Annotated in this window: 18 protein-coding genes; 5 read left to right on the forward strand and 13 right to left on the reverse strand. The window is 38.9% G+C overall.

Annotated elements, in window-relative coordinates; all coding sequences use genetic code 11:
* Window positions 1–53: 53 nt before the first annotated feature.
* Window positions 54–1301 (forward strand): GGDEF domain-containing protein, encoded by a 1248-nt coding sequence (locus MKY30_RS03525; RefSeq protein ID WP_341082839.1) that lies wholly within the window; start codon window positions 54–56, stop codon window positions 1299–1301.
* A gap of 103 nt (window positions 1302–1404) precedes the next feature.
* On the opposite strand, the gene MKY30_RS03530 is transcribed toward MKY30_RS03525, so the two are convergent.
* Both MKY30_RS03530 and rlmN read right to left on the reverse strand, forming a co-directional pair.
* Window positions 1405–1890 carry a GNAT family N-acetyltransferase gene (locus MKY30_RS03530; RefSeq protein WP_147211803.1) on the reverse strand — a complete coding sequence of 162 codons (486 nt, stop codon included), beginning with the start codon at window positions 1888–1890 and terminating at the stop codon, window positions 1405–1407.
* 69 nt (window positions 1891–1959) lie between these two features.
* Window positions 1960–3027 (reverse strand): 23S rRNA (adenine(2503)-C(2))-methyltransferase RlmN, encoded by a 1068-nt coding sequence (gene rlmN / locus MKY30_RS03535; protein WP_341082840.1) that lies wholly within the window; start codon window positions 3025–3027, stop codon window positions 1960–1962.
* A 157-nt stretch (window positions 3028–3184) separates the two neighbouring features.
* Between rlmN and MKY30_RS03540 the strand changes: the two genes are divergently transcribed.
* Window positions 3185–4204: an LLM class flavin-dependent oxidoreductase gene (locus MKY30_RS03540; protein ID WP_147211801.1), complete on the forward strand. Its 1020-nt coding sequence runs from the start codon at window positions 3185–3187 to the stop codon at window positions 4202–4204.
* 84 nt (window positions 4205–4288) lie between these two features.
* On the opposite strand, the gene MKY30_RS03545 is transcribed toward MKY30_RS03540, so the two are convergent.
* The 8 genes from MKY30_RS03545 to MKY30_RS03580 form a co-directional block, all read right to left on the reverse strand.
* Window positions 4289–5503 carry a cytochrome P450 gene (locus tag MKY30_RS03545; protein WP_341082841.1) on the reverse strand — a complete coding sequence of 405 codons (1215 nt, stop codon included), beginning with the start codon at window positions 5501–5503 and terminating at the stop codon, window positions 4289–4291.
* Between the two features lie 111 nt (window positions 5504–5614).
* Complete coding sequence (locus MKY30_RS03550) at window positions 5615–6052, reverse strand: Na+/H+ antiporter subunit G (RefSeq protein ID WP_147211799.1); 438 nt, start codon at window positions 6050–6052, stop codon at window positions 5615–5617.
* Window positions 6030–6314: a Na(+)/H(+) antiporter subunit F1 gene (locus tag MKY30_RS03555; RefSeq protein ID WP_147211798.1), complete on the reverse strand. Its 285-nt coding sequence runs from the start codon at window positions 6312–6314 to the stop codon at window positions 6030–6032. The genes MKY30_RS03550 and MKY30_RS03555 overlap by 23 nt, the downstream gene beginning before the upstream one ends.
* A complete protein-coding gene (locus tag MKY30_RS03560; protein WP_147211797.1) occupies window positions 6314–6796 on the reverse strand; it encodes a Na+/H+ antiporter subunit E in 483 nt (160 codons plus the stop codon). Before MKY30_RS03560 ends, MKY30_RS03555 begins: the two co-directional genes overlap by 1 nt.
* Window positions 6797–6901: 105 nt before the next feature.
* Window positions 6902–8383 (reverse strand): Na+/H+ antiporter subunit D, encoded by a 1482-nt coding sequence (locus tag MKY30_RS03565; RefSeq protein WP_156985205.1) that lies wholly within the window; start codon window positions 8381–8383, stop codon window positions 6902–6904.
* Window positions 8376–8708: a Na(+)/H(+) antiporter subunit C gene (locus MKY30_RS03570; RefSeq protein WP_147211795.1), complete on the reverse strand. Its 333-nt coding sequence runs from the start codon at window positions 8706–8708 to the stop codon at window positions 8376–8378. The genes MKY30_RS03565 and MKY30_RS03570 overlap by 8 nt, the downstream gene beginning before the upstream one ends.
* Before the next feature lie 2 nt (window positions 8709–8710).
* A complete protein-coding gene (locus tag MKY30_RS03575) occupies window positions 8711–9133 on the reverse strand; it encodes a Na(+)/H(+) antiporter subunit B (protein WP_147211794.1) in 423 nt (140 codons plus the stop codon).
* Complete coding sequence (locus MKY30_RS03580) at window positions 9120–11534, reverse strand: Na+/H+ antiporter subunit A (protein WP_341082842.1); 2415 nt, start codon at window positions 11532–11534, stop codon at window positions 9120–9122. The genes MKY30_RS03575 and MKY30_RS03580 overlap by 14 nt, the downstream gene beginning before the upstream one ends.
* A 1178-nt stretch (window positions 11535–12712) precedes the next feature.
* On the opposite strand from MKY30_RS03580, the gene MKY30_RS03585 reads away from it, so the two are divergent.
* Window positions 12713–13408 (forward strand): histidine kinase, encoded by a 696-nt coding sequence (locus tag MKY30_RS03585; protein ID WP_147211792.1) that lies wholly within the window; start codon window positions 12713–12715, stop codon window positions 13406–13408.
* Window positions 13409–13503: 95 nt separating this feature from the next.
* On the opposite strand, the gene MKY30_RS03590 is transcribed toward MKY30_RS03585, so the two are convergent.
* On the reverse strand, window positions 13504–14301 hold the full coding sequence (locus MKY30_RS03590; protein ID WP_341082843.1) for a carbon-nitrogen family hydrolase: 798 nt from the start codon (window positions 14299–14301) through the stop codon (window positions 13504–13506).
* A gap of 191 nt (window positions 14302–14492) precedes the next feature.
* Between MKY30_RS03590 and MKY30_RS03595 the strand changes: the two genes are divergently transcribed.
* Complete coding sequence (locus tag MKY30_RS03595; protein ID WP_339283416.1) at window positions 14493–15122, forward strand: NUDIX hydrolase; 630 nt, start codon at window positions 14493–14495, stop codon at window positions 15120–15122.
* An 85-nt stretch (window positions 15123–15207) separates the two neighbouring features.
* Here MKY30_RS03595 and MKY30_RS03600 read toward each other — a convergent pair whose 3' ends face one another.
* Together MKY30_RS03600 and glpT are read right to left on the reverse strand one after the other, a co-directional pair.
* Window positions 15208–17076: an ATP-dependent DNA helicase gene (locus MKY30_RS03600; RefSeq protein WP_339283418.1), complete on the reverse strand. Its 1869-nt coding sequence runs from the start codon at window positions 17074–17076 to the stop codon at window positions 15208–15210.
* A gap of 203 nt (window positions 17077–17279) precedes the next feature.
* Complete coding sequence (glpT, locus tag MKY30_RS03605) at window positions 17280–18632, reverse strand: glycerol-3-phosphate transporter (RefSeq protein ID WP_339283420.1); 1353 nt, start codon at window positions 18630–18632, stop codon at window positions 17280–17282.
* 340 nt (window positions 18633–18972) lie between these two features.
* Here glpT and MKY30_RS03610 point away from each other — a divergent pair, with 340 nt between their 5' ends.
* On the forward strand, window positions 18973–20034 hold the full coding sequence (locus MKY30_RS03610) for an NAD(P)/FAD-dependent oxidoreductase (protein WP_339283422.1): 1062 nt from the start codon (window positions 18973–18975) through the stop codon (window positions 20032–20034).
* Window positions 20035–20042: the final 8 nt, after the last annotated feature.

Raw genomic sequence — 20042 nt, forward strand, 5'->3', positions numbered from 1 at the left:
TTGATTTATATAATATTTTGGCTATTATTTCATGAAATGGAGAGGTTTTTATTATGATCCGATTATATCTGCGATTTGTAATTATATCGATCTTTATTGCCGCTGCCGCATTATCCATTAAATATGGCACACTAATTGTTGATGTAAATACCTACTTTACATTATTTACATTGTACTTAGTCTTTTCTGTTCTGTTTGTACACTTAAGAACTCTCGTTAAAACCGGGACAATGAATGTTGACTACAGTATTTCTTACAGCTTCTCTTTTGTCCTATTAACTGGACCTTTAGGCTTATTTCTATTTGAATTAGTTAATCGTTTTTATGTATACTTCCATAGGAAAATTACAGGAACTGCTGACGAAGATGAACTGTTACATACTTTTTATAATATAGGCGGTCCGGTCCTTTTCCATTCTTTTGGATTTTATTGCTTTCAGCTTATATACCCTATGATTTCATCACTTCCTTTTGCATTCTGGTTATTTGTTTTCTTTCTCACTATTATAATGGACATTATTTCTTCCTGCTTCATATTAATACTTATGTTTATTACTAAAAATGTGCAATCTAAACAAGAAGCAATTGAATTTATTACGGGAAGAAGTATGCTTGACCTGCTTAAAACCGCATTGACTAATGCCCTTCTTTTCACCTTCATTACTTTAGGACAATGGGAAGCTGTTATTGCGATTTTCTTGTTAAGCTATATTGTAGGACGCGCTGGAATATTTCACACAAAACTTTTGCTGCAAAAACAGGAGAATGAGCGTTTCAAGAAAATGGCATATACTGATTTTTTAACGAATATCCATAATCGTGCATACATGAATAAGGTAATGAAGGAATTAAACGGTAATGAAGAGGATCTTGCAGTGGTTATTGCTGATATTGATTCATTTAAATCGATCAATGATACTTTTAATCATATTATTGGTGACGGCGTAATTCAGCACTTCGCCAAGCTTTTGCAAAAGCATACAGCCTCATGCGACTATGTATTCCGTACTGGCGGAGAAGAGTTCACCCTTATTCTAAGAAATAAAACATATGAAGAATGCCTGATTTTCCTGGGGCAATTACGAGATACTATTTTGGATACACCTGTAGAAACTGAATTCCGCTCCAAGACAGTCAATATTCCCTATACTGCTTCATTTGGGATGTATTATATACAAAAGGATAATCGTATGGAGCTAAAAAAAGCATATATGAAGGCTGATGAATTGCTGCTGGAAGCTAAACATAATGGTAAAAACAAAATCATCTCACAAAACAGCAGCTTAAATAAGCTTAAATAACAGTGGATTTGGCGAATAGTATTTATATGAACATAAAAAGCTGTGAATTCGATAAATTATAAACGAATTTACAGCTTTTCTTAAAACAGAATTATATTGTTTTTCATAGCTCTTTGATGTACCAGAGGTCCATTGCAGTGTGCTCGCTTCCTTCCAATGGTTTCTCTAATAACCGAAAGCCATATTTTTCATATAAGCGTCCCGCTGTTTCCAGCTCATGTCTTGTTTCTAAATAGCATTGCTTAAAATGCATAGAAGCATAGCTCAGGGCTGTTTTCATTAATTCCCTGGATAAACCCCTGCCCTGTGCTTTTTGAGCTAAATAAAGCTTCTGCAGCTCACAAATAGAGCGTTTCGCATCATAAACACCTATACCGATTCCCCCGGCTACCTCTCCATCCACCTCGATAACCCAATATTTATCCTTTGGACGTTCATTATAGTATGTACTTAGGTGCGCGAGCTGCGGATCTGTGTAAGCTGTGCCCTCATGATCTAAATGATGCTTCTCTAAAGAACGTTTAATGATGGCTTCTATGACCTTGTCATCCTTCGCTTCAATTTCTCTGATTACAACAGATTTATTCAACAAATACACCCCACTTATATAAAGAAAGAAGCCAACTCATCCCTGAGTAAGCTCCTTTTACTTCCTAGATTAAACTGCTTTTTCCTTTTTGATCTGCTTACTTCGTAATTGTCCGCAGGCTGCATCAATGTCTGCACCATTTTCCCAGCGGACACCACATTGGATACCTTCTGCTTTTAAGGTTTCATAAAAGGCTTGAATATTCTCTGAGCTGCTGCGTTGATATGCAATATGCTCATCAACCGTATTATAAGGGATCAGATTAACATAAGCAAGATGACGGTGGCCGCTGATTAATTTAGCCAATTCACGTGCTTCCTTCTTATGATCATTAACATCATGAAGCATGATGTACTCGTACGTAATACGGCGATTCTTCTTCTCTAAATAGTAATCTACAGCCTTCATCAGTTTTTCAATTGGGAAGGCACGATTAATCTTCATGATTTTCGTACGTAATTCGTTATTCGGTGCATGTAAAGAAATAGCCAGATTCACCTGGATTGGTTCATCAGCAAATTCATACATTTTATGTGCCAATCCACTTGTTGAAACTGTAATATGACGCGCACCAATATTTAATCCGCCGTCATCATTAACGATGTATAAGAAATCCATTAAGTTCTTATAGTTATCCAAAGGCTCTCCGATTCCCATAACAACAATATGGCTGACACGGTCTTCTTCTCCACGCTCATCCAGATGTTTTTGTACATTCATAATTTGCTCAACAATTTCTCCGCTGGTCAAATCGCGGTTTTTGCGCAATAATCCACTTGCACAAAAAGAACAGCCGATATTACACCCTACCTGTGTTGTCACACAAACAGACAGTCCATAATTAAAGCGCATCAGTACTGTTTCAATAACATTGCCATCCGCCAGTTTAAATAGAAATTTAATTGTGCCGTCTTTTGACTCTTGACGAATTTCTTCCCCCATTGTATGCAGGACAAAATTTTCCTTCAAAATGTCAATTGTTGACTGATTAACATTATTCATATCTTCAAAGCGGCTGATCCGCTTTTTATATAACCAATTCCACACTTGATCAGCGCGGAACCGTTTTTCACCATGTTCCATTAACCACAACTTCAATTGTTCATATGTTAATCCGTAGATAGATGAATTACTCATCAATATACCCTCATTTCCATTTTTTCTACTTTCCCTATATTACTTGATTAAGACAAGCTTAGCAAATAGTTTTCACCTTCTTTTTAAGGTATAAGTTCAAACATTGGACGGTATAACAAGAAACCTTTATTATTTTTATTAAGTAAGGAGGGATTTAATGGATACTCAATCATATAAAACATTTCAAAATATACCTTTATCTGTTCTTGATCTTGCCCCAATTATTGAAGGCGGGGACGCAACACAGGCATTTCAGGAAAGCGTCCGTCTGGCGCAGCATGTCGAAAGATTAGGATTTCACCGCTATTGGTTTGCAGAACACCATAACATGAAAGGAATTTCAAGCTCGGCTACCTCTTTATTAATAGGTCACATCGCCGGCCATACCAATTCCATTCGTGTAGGTTCAGGCGGCATCATGCTGCCAAATCACGCAAGCCTGGTTATTGCAGAACAATTTGGCACACTTGAATCCCTTTATCCAGGTCGTATTGACTTAGGATTAGGCCGCGCACCCGGAAGTGATCAGGCAACTGCCTTTGCTTTACGCCGTACACTGCATGCCGGTCCGGAGGAATTTCCGATGCAGGTTAATGAATTACAGGACTATTTTTCAACTAATCCTGTATCACGAGTGAAAGCAATACCCGGGCAAGGACTGGATATCCCGATCTGGCTGCTTGGCTCGAGTGATTTCAGTGCGAGATTAGCTGCTGAAAAAGGCCTGCCATTTTCATTTGCCAGCCATTTTGCACCTGCATATACCGTTCCGGCACTGAAGCTCTATCGCGACCGTTTCCAGCCGTCTGAAGCACTTGATAAGCCGTATGCAATGGTAGCAGTAAATGTTATTGCAGCTGATACAGATGAAGAAGCAGCGCGCTTAGCCACCTCTCACCAGATGCAATTTTTAAATCTGCGAAAAGGGAAAGAATCCAAGCTGCAGCCGCCTGTTGAAAGCATGGATGCAATCTGGTCACCAGCGGAAAAGGCTGCTGTTCAAGAGTCTTTGAGTCCAAAAACAACGATTATCGGCAGCAAAGAAAATGTCCGTAAAGGATTGGAAGCATTCCGAAAAGAAACAGATGCCGATGAGATTATTATCACATCTCAAATCTACGACATTAAAGCAAGACTCGACTCCTATTCTATTGTAGGCGAGTTAATGGATGAATAAATTAATGATGGTCTTCCTTAAGAGAAACTCACTCTCACAAGGAAGACCATATTTGTTTTCAAAGCTTTCATCCTTCTGGCTTCTTTAATTGTCTTCCAAAAACCCTTCATGATAAAACTCCAGACGAATACCATTCTTCGGTCTTGCTGGAATTTCCGTACCCCGGCAGGTGAACTCTTGATTCGGTACAATCCAGTCTGTCTGCAGCAGATACGATAAGCTCACTTTCATTAACTGCATTATTACACTTTCTTTCACAAAACCAGGTGCAGTATCACTGACTAAAAATCGATCAGGCTGAAATAATTCTGGCTGACTCCACTTCCCAGGATGATGGTTTGTACCATGTATATCAAATAAGACAAGCTGATTCTTTTCAAAGAACATATCCTTCCAGAAGAATTGCTCCTGTGTCTTTGCTGCTGAAAAAGGTACCATAGAAAAATAACGGATAACCTCATGAATAAAGCAGCCGACATATTTCTTGTCAATTCGCAGCCGTTCTTTTAACTGCGGATTCTCAATCAGCGCTAACTGGCTGAAGACAACCCATCGGCTGGAAGCAACAAAAGTCCGAATAAGTAATAGTAACTCCTCAACCACTGTTTTAATCGGTAAAATCCGACCAGATTCATCCTCATACCAAGATAATTTATAAAGGAATTTATCTTCATCGACATGGACTCCTCCTGCTCTTAGCTGACGGACTAAAAATACGAGCCACTTTTCAATTCGATTCTTCGCCTGATTCCTTTTCCAACGATTTAATCCATACTTTGAAAACAGTTGGACAAATTCCTGAATATCCGTTGTACGCTGCTTCAGATTATTTGCACGAATCGGAATTCCTAACCAGTTACAAACAGCAATGACCCACATCTCTTCCATTTCGGTCACAAAATTAATGGACGGATTGGTCTTCCATGCCTCTATTCTTTCTTGCCAACGCTGCCGAATAATCGCCTCCAACTCTTCCCGATTTTCTGCAGTGAAGGCTTCTTGAAACCACGCTTTCTCCTGGTGGTAATCAATATCCGCCAAATAAAATACGCCATTTTCTTCCGTCAGCAAACTAGTAGACAGTTCAGAGATACTTCTCTCGGCTTTAAACTTACTCGTATCCCTTACTAAATCTGCTGCCTCATCTGCACGCAGCATCACCAGCTTTCTCCCGAATATACGCGACCCGATAACATCTTCCTGATATTCATTCATTCGTTTAGAAAAATAAAAATAACCATCTCTTAAAAAATCTATCGTATGATCCATTCCTTTATCCTGCACGATTGGTTTTACCATGTTCTAACCCCCTAGTACTTCTCTATCCTACTTCCCTCTTCACCGCTCTTAAAACCTGTCCCTATCTTAAAAGTATGCACCGTTTTCTTAGGATTATAAACAAAGAGCACTCTACCTAGAATGCTCTTTGTCTGCTACTTTCTCATCCTCTATGATTACTTCACCAGTTTCACTACGCTCTTTTTCCGCTTCTTCTCTGACTTGATCCATCACATCTTTCAGCTCATCCTCAACTGTTGTATCTGCCATTTTCACATTCGCCCGGTAAGCAGCCCGGGTAATAACATGTCCGGCAACTGGAGCAGTCAAAAACACAAAGGCAATTCCCAGCAGCAGACGAACACTGTAAAAACCTTGATTGGAAGCAAAATAAATAAATGCTCCAACCAGAGTTAACAGAACCGCAAGCGTAGAGCTTTTAGTACCTGCGTGGGATCGTGTAAAGACATCTGGCAGACGAATGATTCCTATCGCGCTGATTAACGCCATAATCGATCCAGCAAGCATAAATAAAGCAGCAATAAACTCAATCGTCCCGTCTATATTCAAGAATGACCCCCCTCTCAATATATTTCGAGAAGGCAATGGTACTGATAAAAGCCAGAATAGCTAAAATCAATATAACCTCTAAAAATGCTGTTGTTGTCAGCATGACAGATACAATCGCTATGGAAGACACAAGCATCACACCAATCATATCTAAGGCTACAATACGGTCAGGCAGGCTCGGACCGATAATAATCCGAAAAACGCTGATACAAATCGATATTCCATAAAATGTTAAGGCAACTGTCAACATTCCTTGAACCATCAGCGCGTCACCCCCATAATCGCTTTTTCAAAGTTATCAATTGACTTTAATAATATATCTTTCGACTCTTCCACATCCATTGCATGTATATAAAAGGCATCCCCATCTTCTGTCACCTCTATGACAACAGAACCAGGAGTTAATGTTAATAATAGAGCCAATGCCGTAATTTCCCAATCGCCCTGCAGAACTGTTTCGTATTTAAACAGCCCCGGCTTAATTGAAAGCTTTGGTTTTAAAATTTGTCCAAGAACCATTTTTGAAGAAGAAATAAGCTCTCTTGTAAAGATAAATATAAGCTTTATTAATGCAAAAAAGCGTGATAAATAAAAGCGTTCTCCGAAAAATCGATGCATTAAAAATACGATACCGATCCCAACGATGTAACCTGCTACAAATGTTGTAAAACGAAGTTCTGATTCATCACTGATCAGCGTCCATAATACAGCGATAAAAACATTTAATAAAAACTGTGCCGGCATTCTGCATTCACCACCTTGTTTTTTAAAAACTGACCGGAGAATATCAACCTGATCTCAGAAAGGCTGACCAGATAATTCGAGCTTAAAATATTACATTCCAGCCGATTAATTACCTCCAAGTACTGCGTCAATATAGATTTGCGGGTTTAATAAAGTTTCCGCTGCATCCTGGACGTACACAGACATAGGCTCTGCGCCTAATCCCAAAGCAATCGTCCCTAATGCTAAAATACAAGTAGAAACAATCCAGCCTTTCTTAGCTGGTACTTCTTCATCCTTACTTATTATCGTTTCCCCCCAAAAGCTGGTAAGGAAAATACGCATAAGAGAGTATAGAACAAAGATACTTGAAATAAACGCAAGAGCTAATAAAACATACGATCCTGCTGCTACAGCCCCTTCACCAATCAGCACCTTGCCGATAAAGCCGCTCAGCGGCGGAATTCCAGACAAGGACAAGGTTGTCAGGAAGAACAGCCACCCAAGTAGCGGATGGTTCTTAATAAGTCCGCTTATCTCGTCTATTCTAGTTTGCCCAGTTACTGCAATCATTGTACCTACCAGTAAAAATAGTAGTGCTTTTATAATAATATCGTGAATCAAGTAGTAAATGGATCCTTCTATAGCAGATGGCGTTGCCACAGCCAAGCCCACCAGAATAAAACCAACCGCAATGATTACATTGTAAGAAGCTACTAACCGGATATCCTTATAAGCAACTGCTCCAATACTTCCACCGATTAAAGTTAATGCCGCCAAAATTCCAATCAGCGTATGCGTAATTTGCTGTTCCTGGTAAAACAGCAGCGTAAATACGCGGAACATCGCATAAATTCCGACCTTTGTCAGCAACGCTCCGAACAAAGCCGCAATTGGGGTAATTGGAACGGAATAAGATCCCGGGAGCCAGAAATATAGAAATAACCCTGCTTTTAATGCAAATACAGTTAAAAACACGACGCTGATAACAGTCACCATAGGTGTTTGCCCTACTTCTGCAATACGTTCTGATATATGTGCCATATTAAGTGTTCCAACTACTCCATATAAATAAGCAATGGCTACGAGGAAAATCCAGGAAGAGACAACATTAATAATTACATACTTTATTGACTCGCGAAGCTGTCTTTTCTTTCCTCCAAATGCAATCAGCACATAAGATGACAGAAGCATAATTTCAAAACAGACAAACAGGTTAAAAATATCTCCTGTCAGAAAGGAACCATTTACCCCTGCTATCAGAAATAGAACAAAGGAGTAGAAAAAGTTCTTTTCAAAGGATGGTTTGACCGAAGAAAAGGAATAAATTAAACACGCTGCAGCAACCACACTTGATGACAACACAAGCAGCATAGCAAAGCTGTCAGCAACAAACAAGATTCCAAAAGGAGGCTGCCAGCCGCCAAAATCAAGTCGCATAACACCATTTTGCTGAATTAGCTGCAGTACATAGACACTAATACCGATATTCGCAAGAAATACCAATAATGAGATTGTCCGCTGCGTTTTTACATATGGTCTTAAGAATAAAAGGATAATCCCGACCAGGACCGGGAGCATCATCGGCATAACAATTATATTATTCATCTGGATTCCCCCGTAACTTATCTAGTTTATCTGTCCCAATCTCCTGGTATGTTCGATAAGCAAGAACAAGAGAAACCGCAGTTACCGCAAAACCGATAACTATTGACGTTAAAATTAATGCCTGTGGAAGTGGATCTACTGGATCTCCCTCACCGACAATCGGCACAGTCCCAGTCTTTAAGCCGGCAACTACCATAATAATAAGATGCGCTGCATGGGTTAAAATCGCAGTTCCGATAATGACACGAATTAAACTCTTTGACAGTAAGAGGTAAGTTGCTACTGTTACTAATACACCTGCCAGGATGGTTACTAACGTTTCCATATTTACTCATCCTCACTAATACTTAATAAGATTGTTACAACAACACCTACAACGACCAAGGCAACGCCGCCTTCAAAAATCGTAACAGTTGTCAGTTCTATTTCACCGAAAAAAGGTACATTAAAATAATCGAAGGCTTGTGTTAAAAAGTTGTCTCCAAATATCAATGCTCCAAATCCCGTACCTACGGATAAAAAGGCTCCAAAGGCAGCTACCAGTTTAAAGTCAATTGGCAAACCTTTTTGGATAGTTTCAATATCAAACACAATAAATAATAATACCAGCGCGGAAGCAAGAACCAGCCCGCCGCTGAATCCTCCGCCTGGACTGTTATGACCTGCAAAGAATAAATATACCGCAAGCGTCAGAATAATAAAGAAAACAAGTTTGGCCACTGTACGGAGAATGACATTATTTATCTTCAATCTGATCACTCTCCTTCTTGGCTTTCACCCGGATCATTGTATATACACCAATACCTGCAATTAAAAGCACGACGACCTCCATCATCGTATCAAATGCCCGGAAATCACCTAAAATGGCATTTACCATGTTTTTTCCGCCCGCAAGCTCATAGGAATTTTCAAAGAAGGTTGAAATAGTATCAAACGCTTTGTTTCCCTGAACCCCTAACGCTACAGCAGTAAATACCACTCCTACACCGATAGATATAAACAGGTTAATACTTTTCGTTTTCTTCGTTGTATCTTCCTTATCCAGTTCAGGCAGAAAATAATAAGCAACAAGAAATAAAACCGTTGTTACTGCTTCAATAATCGTTTGTGTCAAAGCCAGATCCGGTGCACGGAACAGTACAAAAAGAATCGAAATACCAAAGCCTAAAATACTATTTAAAACAATTGCTGTCAGCCGTGATTTCGCAAATAAAATGGTAATTCCTGCTATCATCATAGCCAGTATGACAAGCCACTCAAAATTAGAAATGGGTGCATTCTCAGGAAGCGTAAAATAATACGCTTCAGTAAAAATGAAAATACCACCAATTGCTAAAATGAAGAAGGCAAAGATATACACCATATAATCACGCAAATAACGCGTCATGTACTTATTTGTAATAACAGTGGATTTATCCTCAATCTGATCTAATACAAAGCCGTAAAACACATTTATAGAGCGTTTTTCAGGGAACAGATTGTATACGTCGTACCAATATTTCCTTGTTATGAACAGCAGCACTCCGAAAAGAACAACTCCAATTGTCATAAATAATTCGGGCTTAAATCCATGCCAGGCATGGATATGTGTTCCAAGCTCGGCACCTTCTGCAGCGAATGTCGGGAAAATCCCGTTCATAGCAGGAGTAATCAAATTCTCTCCAACAATATTCGGCATGAAGAAAAATACAATAACAAGCAGTCCAAGTATAATTGGAGAAATGAGCATACCCGGTTTCGGTTCATGAGCCGGATGCTCTAATTTTTCTTCTTTATAAGGTCCCAGGAATGTTTTTACAACAAATACGGTTGAATAAACAAATGTAAAAACACTCGCTATCCAAGCAATAATTGGAATGGCTATCCCCCATGTCCCCAGACCAAAGAATCCTGCTTCTGTAATTTCCAGAGTGGATACAAAAAACATCTCTTTACTCAGGAAACCATTAAATGGGGGTAATCCAGCCATAGACATACTTCCGACAGTTGCGATTGTGAAGGTAACCGGCATTAATGTTATTAATCCCCCTAACCGCCTGATATCCCGTGTGCCTACACTGTGGTCCACAACACCTACAACCATAAATAAAGCACCTTTGAACGTAGAATGATTTACTAAGTGGAATAACGCTGCAAATGTTGCTCCTGTATATACTACTGATTCTGTTGAATAGCCTAAATAAAGAGCAGCGGATCCCATACCAAACATACTCATAATCATTCCGAGCTGACTAATTGTAGAATAAGCCAGCAATGCTTTTAAATCTGTTTGGCGAACGGCATTAAAGGAGCCCCAGAAGAGTGTGAATATCCCGACTCCTGTAACCGCCCAGAACCAGACTGCTTCTCCGCCAAAAACTGGCGTGAACCGGGCAACAAGATAGATACCTGCCTTTACCATTGTTGCGGAGTGCAAATAAGCACTGACTGGGGTAGGTGCTTCCATGGCATCCGGAAGCCAGATGTGGAACGGAAACTGAGCCGACTTGGTAAAAGCGCCAAGCAGGACAAGCAGCATCGCCGGTATAAATAAAGCATGGTCGCTAATCGCTCCTACATTTGCAATTACTTCGCGGATACTCCATGTATTTGACATGGAACCGACCATAATAAAACCAACCAGCATGGAGATACCGCCAGAAACAGTAATAATTAATGACTTCTTGGCACCTTCTCTGGAACGTTTTCGCTGGTACCAGAATGCGATTAACAAGAAGGAAGAAATACTTGTTAATTCCCAAAAGACATACAATACAAGCATATTGTCTGACATAACGACACCTAACATAGCCCCCATAAACAGCATGAGGTATGTATAGAACGTGCCTATTGGCTCTTTAGAAGAAAGGTAATAGATGGAATAAAGAATAACAAGAGCTCCAACTCCGGAAATTAATAATGCCAATGTAAGACTGAGTCCATCCAGATAAGCCGTTATATCTATTTCATAGCTTGGAATCCAATTTATTGTCTGTACAATAACTTCACCGCTTGAAATGGCTGGGATAAGTGAAGCAAGATAAATGAATAAACCTGTCGGTACCAGAATAGCAAACCAGCCGACATGAATGTTTTTCAAATATTTATATAAGAAGGGTATAATTGCAGCAGCTAAAAATGGTATAAAAATAGCCAGTACTAAAGTCGACAAACGAGAACCTCCTATCATTTTATTGATTTTCTTTTTCGTGATTATGCTTCGAAAATTTCAAGTATCGTTTGCCCTTGACTTGCGTTCCCACACATAATCCGGGGAACTCAGGCAATAATCCCTTACCTTTACATCCTTCGTTTTCCTTATACTCTTTGTTGACGTATAAAAAGTACACACACATTTTATTTTAGAAAGTATGTTATTTACTAACTACCCATTGTGATGAATGAAAAAACGAATATCACAAACATAATGGTTATTTTGTCCGTAAAATGCTAATCTAATGATAGAAAAACATATTATTCTGGAAAACATTTATAACAGACTGTCTATGCTCCTCGTCACAATAAGGTTATGTTAGAAGAACGCCTTCAGGATTACAGTGCAAGTGAATTGAATAAAAGGCGGTTAAGTGGTTAAATCAATACTTTATGATTGCTTCTTTAAGCAATTTCAATCGTATTGAAAGGGATATTACTCACTTTGATTAAACGAAACTTGATTTAGCGGGACACTTTGCCCTAACATATTTAAAATGTTTTTCATGCCCAAACAGAGGAAAATTACGGACACTCATGCTGTGAAAAATCGTGGTAAAAAATAATAAGCCTTTCTTGCAGTAGAATATAAAGGCATTATGAGGTGTTAAAATGGTTGTTCGAACAATCTGATAAAAATAACACGAAGTTGCAGCATCAATCATGAGGTCATATTTTTACAGGCCTCAGCAGAACACACACTAAAACAATAAGTCTTCACAATCACACATAAATATTATACAAGAATTTATCTGTACTTGCATGCATGACGTTGTGATACGCTTATAAAATCTTTTTGTGTCACTTTAACTGAATTAAAAGGATATAATTAAATTTACTTGCAACTTGGAAGAAATACTTGTATAAAGGACTTTATGATAATCATAATTAGTAGGAATAAAGACTTTTTTATATGTCAATTACTTCTTCAAATTTTTTCTTCCCTGGTACTATACGAAAATCGAAATACATGTTAAAATGATACGGTTTAAAGGTAAAGAAACTGTCACGAGGAGGTTTATACCTTCTCTTTCCAGGTTAAATTAAGAATAAAACAATTCAGTTCCTTTTCGGATAAATATTGATTTTTTAAATATAAATAGCAAATGACTATGAAAGAAAGGTGCGGTAGATACGATGAAAAAAATCAGAGGTCGCATGGATGAAAGTATTTTAGTATGTGTTTATTATGGTCCCAACGGAGAACGCCTTATCCGCCGGGGCCATAAGCTGGCACAAATCATGGATTGCCCATTATACGTTTTAACAGTAGATGCCCTTCCTTACGATGAATTTGATGCAGATAAATCAGGTTTTGTCGAACATTGGAAGGAGCTGTGTGAGGAACTAGATGTAGAGGAATTTATTATACGTGATAATGAGAAACGTTCCGTAAGAGCAATTAAAGAAGTAGCGCACACGCACAATATCACACAAATTATTATTGGGCAAAGCGCACAAAACCGTTGGGAAGAGATTACGAAAGGTTCTTTTGTCAACGTGCTTCTCCGGGAAATTTCTTTCATCGACCTTCACATTGTTTCCGTGGACCGTACATTAAAAAGTACAGATGATACTATTTACGAAAAAGGCGTACGTGCATTTATCCAGGAAGACAGTGAAGCACCCGGACAATATCGTTTGAAATTCACCCGTTCCAAGCATAATTTATACGAAGGAATTTTCTATAAAGAGATTGGAACAGATTTCAATAATGGGGTATTCAAATTCATTAACAACAAAGGGAAGACCTCCCAGGTTCATATTACAGAAAATGTATGCACCGGCGAATTAAAAGAACCGCCAAATATCAATAACCATTCTATTCATTAAAAAAGACTCCATGCGACAGTGATTACTCCCGAAAATCAGATTTTACATTCTGGTTTTCGGGGACTGCACTGACATTGGAGTCTTTTATATTGCTTTTATTTCCAGCCTTGATACATTTCAGGCACCCTGCTTTTAAATACGGGAACTTCGCTGCGTATACGTTCCACATTTGAAATAGCAATTGTCTCAATCAGTGTTTCTACTCGTTCTTCCGATCCCTCTTTAACAGTCGTCCCCCATGGGTCTACAACTAATGAGGTTCCGCAGAAATCAACCCCATTATAAGAACCTACCCGGTTACTTGAAATAATATAGCATTGATTTTCAATGGCCCGTGCCATTTGAAGTGCCTTCCAATGATCCTTACGTGCTGATGGCCATTCTGCTGTTATATAAATCACCTCAGCTCCTGCTATCGCCAATTCTCGGGCTAACTCTGGAAAACGAAGATCATAACAAATAAGCAGTCCCATCTTTACTCCGTCTAACTCAAACAGACGTACCTGTTTTTTCCCACCTGTTAAGTAGTCTGGTTCATCTAACATAGGGACAAGATGTATTTTGTCGTATGTATAGACCTCCTCTCCCTCATTATTGATAACAAGTGCTGTATTATAGATTGCACCATCCACTTTATTAGCAAATGATCCGCCAATAATATGCACATGATGCTTTTTAGCCAATTCTTTCAAAAAACCCCTTGTAGGTTCTCCATCCAAATCAGCAATTTTCTCTAATTGTGCTAATGCGTATGCAGTCGTCCACATTTCCGGAAGAACAATAATATCAGGTTTCTCTGTTCCTACCTGTTTTTCCAGCCATTCCTTGATGTGTTTACGATTACCTTCCGGGTCTCCAGGGATAATATCCATTTGATAGATAGCATGCTTCATCTCGCACCCGCCTTTCTCATTTCAATTCTTATTCTAGCAGAAATTGTTATCTTTATATTAACATGTTGTCTAAAAAGGATAAATTTCAACTCGTATACATATTATAGATTCTAAACGCTATACATGACAGCAGCCTGAAAGCATACTAGAATGGAAATAGAACTTAGTAAGAAATTTAGGGAGGATACGGCATGCAGATAGAAAATATTCTGAACGAATTAAAAGATCGTACTCCTGCATTAATGGGACATCAGCACTTTAAACGATCTTCTGTTTTGATTCCTTTGATTGAAGTGAATGGAGAAACTCATATTCTCTTTGAAGTCCGCTCGATGAACTTAAGAAGCCAGCCGGGAGATATCTGTTTTCCAGGAGGACGCATGGACCCGGAAGATAAGAGCCCTGATTATACTGCTATCCGGGAAACAATTGAAGAACTGGGTATAACAAAACAAGATATATCCGAACCAATTCCGCTCGATTATATTGTAAATGATTTAGGAAGAATCATTTATCCTTTTATCGGAAAGCTGAAAAACCTAAAAAATATCCAACCAAATCCTGATGAAGTGGATCATATTTTTACTGTGCCGCTCTCCTTCTTCTTAGAGAATACACCCGAAAAATATAAAGTGCATCTGGAAATACAGCCAGAGGACAACTTCCCTTACCATCTTATTGTCGGCGGTGAGGACTATGAATGGCGTATCAGGGCTCTGGAAGAACTCTTCTACCGATATGATGATAAAACTATTTGGGGGCTTACTGCTAAAATCCTTACACATTTTATCGACTTGATTAATGAACAAAAAGACCCTTAATACGTCTAAACGTATCAAGGGTCTTTTTGTTCAAACTGTTGTTTAATCTAAAAAACTTCTGTCCGGCGAACAGAGCGTTTTAGATTTAAGCCTGTTTCCAAATATGCACAACTCCTTTATCGTGCTCCGTACGGATTAAACGGCCTATACCTTGTTTTAAACGAAGCTGCATATAAGGTAAATCGATTTCTTCATATGGATTCCCTGCATGCTTGCGTTTTGCTTTAAATACAGGATCATCCGGCGGATATGGCAAGGAAGCAATAATAACCTGTGTTAATGATTCCCCTGGTACATCCAGCCCTTCCCATAAATGATATGCACAAAGCGTGGAAGAAGCGTTTAATTGAAACGTACGAACCAATTCACTGATTTCCTTGTCACCCTCAAATAATAAGTCAAATGACCATTCCTTTTCTTGCGCCCATTCCCGGAACACCTGCATCTCCTCTTCGGAACGGAATAAAATAAGGCTGTGGCCTTCATTATCCTGAAGCTGCTGCGCAATTCCTTCAAACTTTTCTGTATCATCCGTATAGCTATGATCTTTTATCGCACGTACTTTCTCATACTCAAATGGGGATTCGACAGAAAATGACTCATATGAATCAACACCCAGACTTCTTGCAGTATACGAGAAGTCACCATCCTGAGAAAGCGTTGCGGAAGAGAAAATAAATGGAATATTTTTTTGGAATACTTCTTCCCGCAAAACATCCTCTACGAGCCTCGGCATAATAACCAGACTACTTTCATCTCCATCCTCTTCCAGCCAGTAAACACCCTCATCATCCTTTAGGAAAATCGATAACCCGTACGTGAAAAATTCCAGATATTCTTCAATAATCTTTGTATGATACGCATCCATAGTAAACAATTCTGCATCAAAAACTAGCTGTTCTAATAACTCTTGAACCATTTTTTCTAATCGCTCAGCCATCTCAATCATTTTTGGATTTCTTGGGATTTCCAGCCGATTAGATCCTTCTACACGTACTGCAATTTCTGTAATAAGATCAAACCAATCATCATGAAGCGTCATAATGTCCTCTGCTAATTGCAGCGATTCTTCCCGAACATCCTGCCCCTGGTATCCTGTCAGGACATTTGTGATATTCTGATAGTTAAAACGATAGGTTAACCCTTTTTGTGCTGAGAATTCCAGCAGATGCCCTTCATCAAACACAACCGCACCTGCTTCTGGAAGTAACGGAAGCTGGCCTTCTCTTATCCGTGATTCTTTCGTCCAGACATGCTCCATGTAAAAATCATGTGAGCAGATAATAATATCCTGGGCATGACGGTAATAATCACGATGCAATGTCTGCGCACTGCGATGTCTAAAGTCACATGTTGCACACTGCTTCAAAGGATCCCAGCCGATCTGCTCCCATTGCTTATCAGAAAGCCATGGGTAATCTTTCCGGTCCCCATAAGGATAAAATGACTGCATCGAGACACCCTGATCAAAAACAAAGTCTGGAACAGAATCATGTACATCCAGAATTTCTTCATCCTCAGTGTATTCGGACAAAGGGTCCAGTTTTTTCATGCAAAGATAATTTTCACGTGCTTTAGCCAAACGGACATCTACTTCCAAGCCAAGTGCTTTTTCAAGCTTATCAATATCTCCGCCTTCTTTGACCAGCTGTTCAATCAATGTTTCATCAGCACAGGAAATAATAACCGGCTTTCTCATATAACGGGCATAACAAATTGCATACAATAGATAGACAATCGTTTTCCCTGTTCCGACACCTGCTTCTGCAAAGATTGTCTTTTTATGCTTAAAAGCCTGCTCGAGCTGAAATGCCATATAAATTTGTTCATCGCGCAGCTCAAAGCCTTGTTCAGGTAAAATATCATAAAAAACATCGCCGATATAATCTCCTAAGCGATCAAAAAATTGCTCATTTTTTGCTACAGTAAACGGGATTGATTTCATTCCTGCCATAGGCAACTCCTTTTTCTTCTATTATCTATAAAATGTTTTAACTTATTAATCAAAAAGCACTCTTAATCGTACCATTATTTCTAAAACTCTAGCAAGCTATTCCCTTTTTTAATATTTTCCCATAAAAAAAGTGACATATCTCATAAATATAAAGAGATACTGCCACTTTTTCTTTCGTCTAAACAAAAAATATTATTCTGATTTTAATTCTTTACAACTTCTTGTCCGCGCACATTCCAAGTTAATGCAAAGACAAACATTGCCAAGACACAGGAAACAATTAATAATATAAAGCTCCCACCCCAGCCAAAGTGATCAATAACATAACCCATAATGATATTGGCTGTTACTGCACCGCCAAGGTAACCAAATAAGCCTGTTAATCCTGCTGCAGTCCCAGCTGCTTTCTTAGGTACTAAGTCCAACGCTTGTAAACCGATCAACATAACCGGTCCATAGATTAAGAAGCCAATAGCAATTAATGCTGCATTATCAATCATCGGATTTCCAGCCGGATTCAGCCAGTAAACAAGAACAGCAAGCAGTACTCCGAACATAAAGACCACGCCGGCAGGCCCGCGACGGCCTTTAAAGAATTTATCGGAAATCCAACCACATAGCAGTGTACCTGGAATTCCAGCCCATTCGTATAAGAAATAAGCGAAACTGGATTCACTCATTTCAAATCCTTTTGATTCATTCAAGTAGGTGGGAGCCCAGTCCAGCACTCCATAACGCACAAAATAAACGAATATATTGGCGAATGCAATTGCCCATACCCATTTATTATTTAAAACATATTTGAAAAGAATTTCTTTCGTTGTTAATTCTGTTTCTAATGTTTTTTTATTGTTTGTCGGATAGTCGTTACGATATTCCTCAATTGGCGGCAATCCTTCTGATTGGGGAGTATCACGAATTAGCATATATGCAACAACAGCAAGCAGCAGAGCAACAATCCCTGGGAGGATAAATACACCTTCATAGCCTACGAAATAGCTTCCAGCAAAGATAGTCATTCCTAATGTTGCAATTGGAGCCATTAATCCTCCGCCAACATTATGGGCAACATTCCAAATTGAAGTCTTTGTACCGCGTTCACTTACACTATACCAGTGAACGAGAGTACGTCCTGATGGAGGCCATCCCATACCTTGAAACCATCCTAGTAAAAACATCATAACAAACATAATAGCAATAGAAGATGTAAAGAATGGAACAAACCCCATTAATAAACTGACAACAGCAGATAATACGAGCCCGCTTGTTAAAAAGACGCGTGGATTACTCCTGTCTGATACAGTACCCATAATAAATTTACTGATTCCGTATGCTAAGGATACAGCAGATAGCGCAATTCCAAGCTCGCCTTTAGAATACCCTTCTTCAATTAATCCAGGCATTGCCAGGGAAAAGTTCTTACGAAGTAAATAGTATGCTGCGTAACCAATAAATATTCCCATAAACACTTGAAAACGGAGTCTCTTATAATGGGAATCAATTTGATCTTCAGGCAGCCTCTCTTTTTCCGGTGCTGGCTTAAACATCTTAAACAAAACAATTTCCTCCTTATGCCTCTTACTTTCTATGTTGAACTCGAACAGTATACACCTAAGTCACAATTTTATGAAGACAAAAAAGGAAAATCCAATTATTATTAATTATTAAATAAATGTAAAATTTTATTTGAAGAAAAAAGGCCTTTTCTTAATGAATTTTCTCCTCTAATATTAGTTCCTTTAGAAAAACTAAAAACCCCTATAATAGATTGACTTTTTTGAATAAATTATCCTTTTACGATTAACAAACTACTGCCTTAATCTTAATGACATCGCCTTCATAATTTGTTACGCTAGTATCTGGAAGAGTTTCAAATTAAATAAGGGGTGTAACACAATGAAGCGAGTTGTTCTTGTTGGAGGTGGATATGGCGGTGTTAAAACGCTGCTTGGCCTTCTTAGCCAAACATTATCCGATAATATACATATAACTGTAATTGACCGTAATCCATTCCGTTCACTGAAAACCGAGTTCTATGCAATTGCTGCTGGAACTTCAGCAGACCATGATGTCCGCGTTGATTTTCCAGATGATTCCCGCATAAAATATATTTTTCGGGAAATCACAAAAATTGATGTGGATAATAAACAGATTATTATTCAAGATGAAGATTCCATTGTTCCCTACGATTATTTGATTATCGGATTAGGCTGCGAGGACAATTATCATGGAATCCCTGGAGCAGAGGAATACACAGAAAGCGTTCAAACCTTTGCGAAAGCAAGAAAAGCTGGTGTTGCAGTAGGGAACTTAAAGGCATATGGAAAAGTATCTGTTATCGGGGCGGGCTTAAGTGGTATTGAGGTTGCTTCTGAAATTCGTGAAAGCAGACCAGACTTAAATATCCGCCTCCTTGACCGGGGAGATACCGTATTAAAAACCCTGGACAGCAAAATCCAGGCTTATGTAGAAAGATGGCTGACAGAAAATAATGTGGATGTGATACATAATTCAACGGTGGAATATGTAGAACATGATGGCGTATGCAATAACGGCGTTTGCTATTTAAATGATGTTACCATTTGGACTGCCGGAGTACAGCCTAATTGGCTTGTGCGTGAGCTTCCATATACTAAAGATCGGCACGGTAAAGTAGTCGTCAATGATTTTTATCAGGTTCCGGAAGATCCTTCTGTATATGTTTTGGGTGATTGTGCTTCCAGTGAATATTCGCCAAGCGCCCAGCTTGCCGGTCTGCAGGGAGAACAAATTGCAGAAATTCTTCTCGCTGTTTTAAACGAAAAGCAGCCGAAGAAGCCGAAACCTCTCAAATTAAAAGGAACTTTAGGTTCCTTAGGAAAATCAGACGGATTTGGAAATATGGCTAAAAAGCCAATGACAGGATTATTGCCGAGACTCGCAAAATCTGGTGTACTATGGTTAAGTAAAAGACATTAAAATAAAGA

This window comes from Oceanobacillus sp. FSL W8-0428, assembly GCF_038004405.1.
GTDB classification, from domain to species: domain Bacteria; phylum Bacillota; class Bacilli; order Bacillales; family Amphibacillaceae; genus Oceanobacillus; species Oceanobacillus sojae.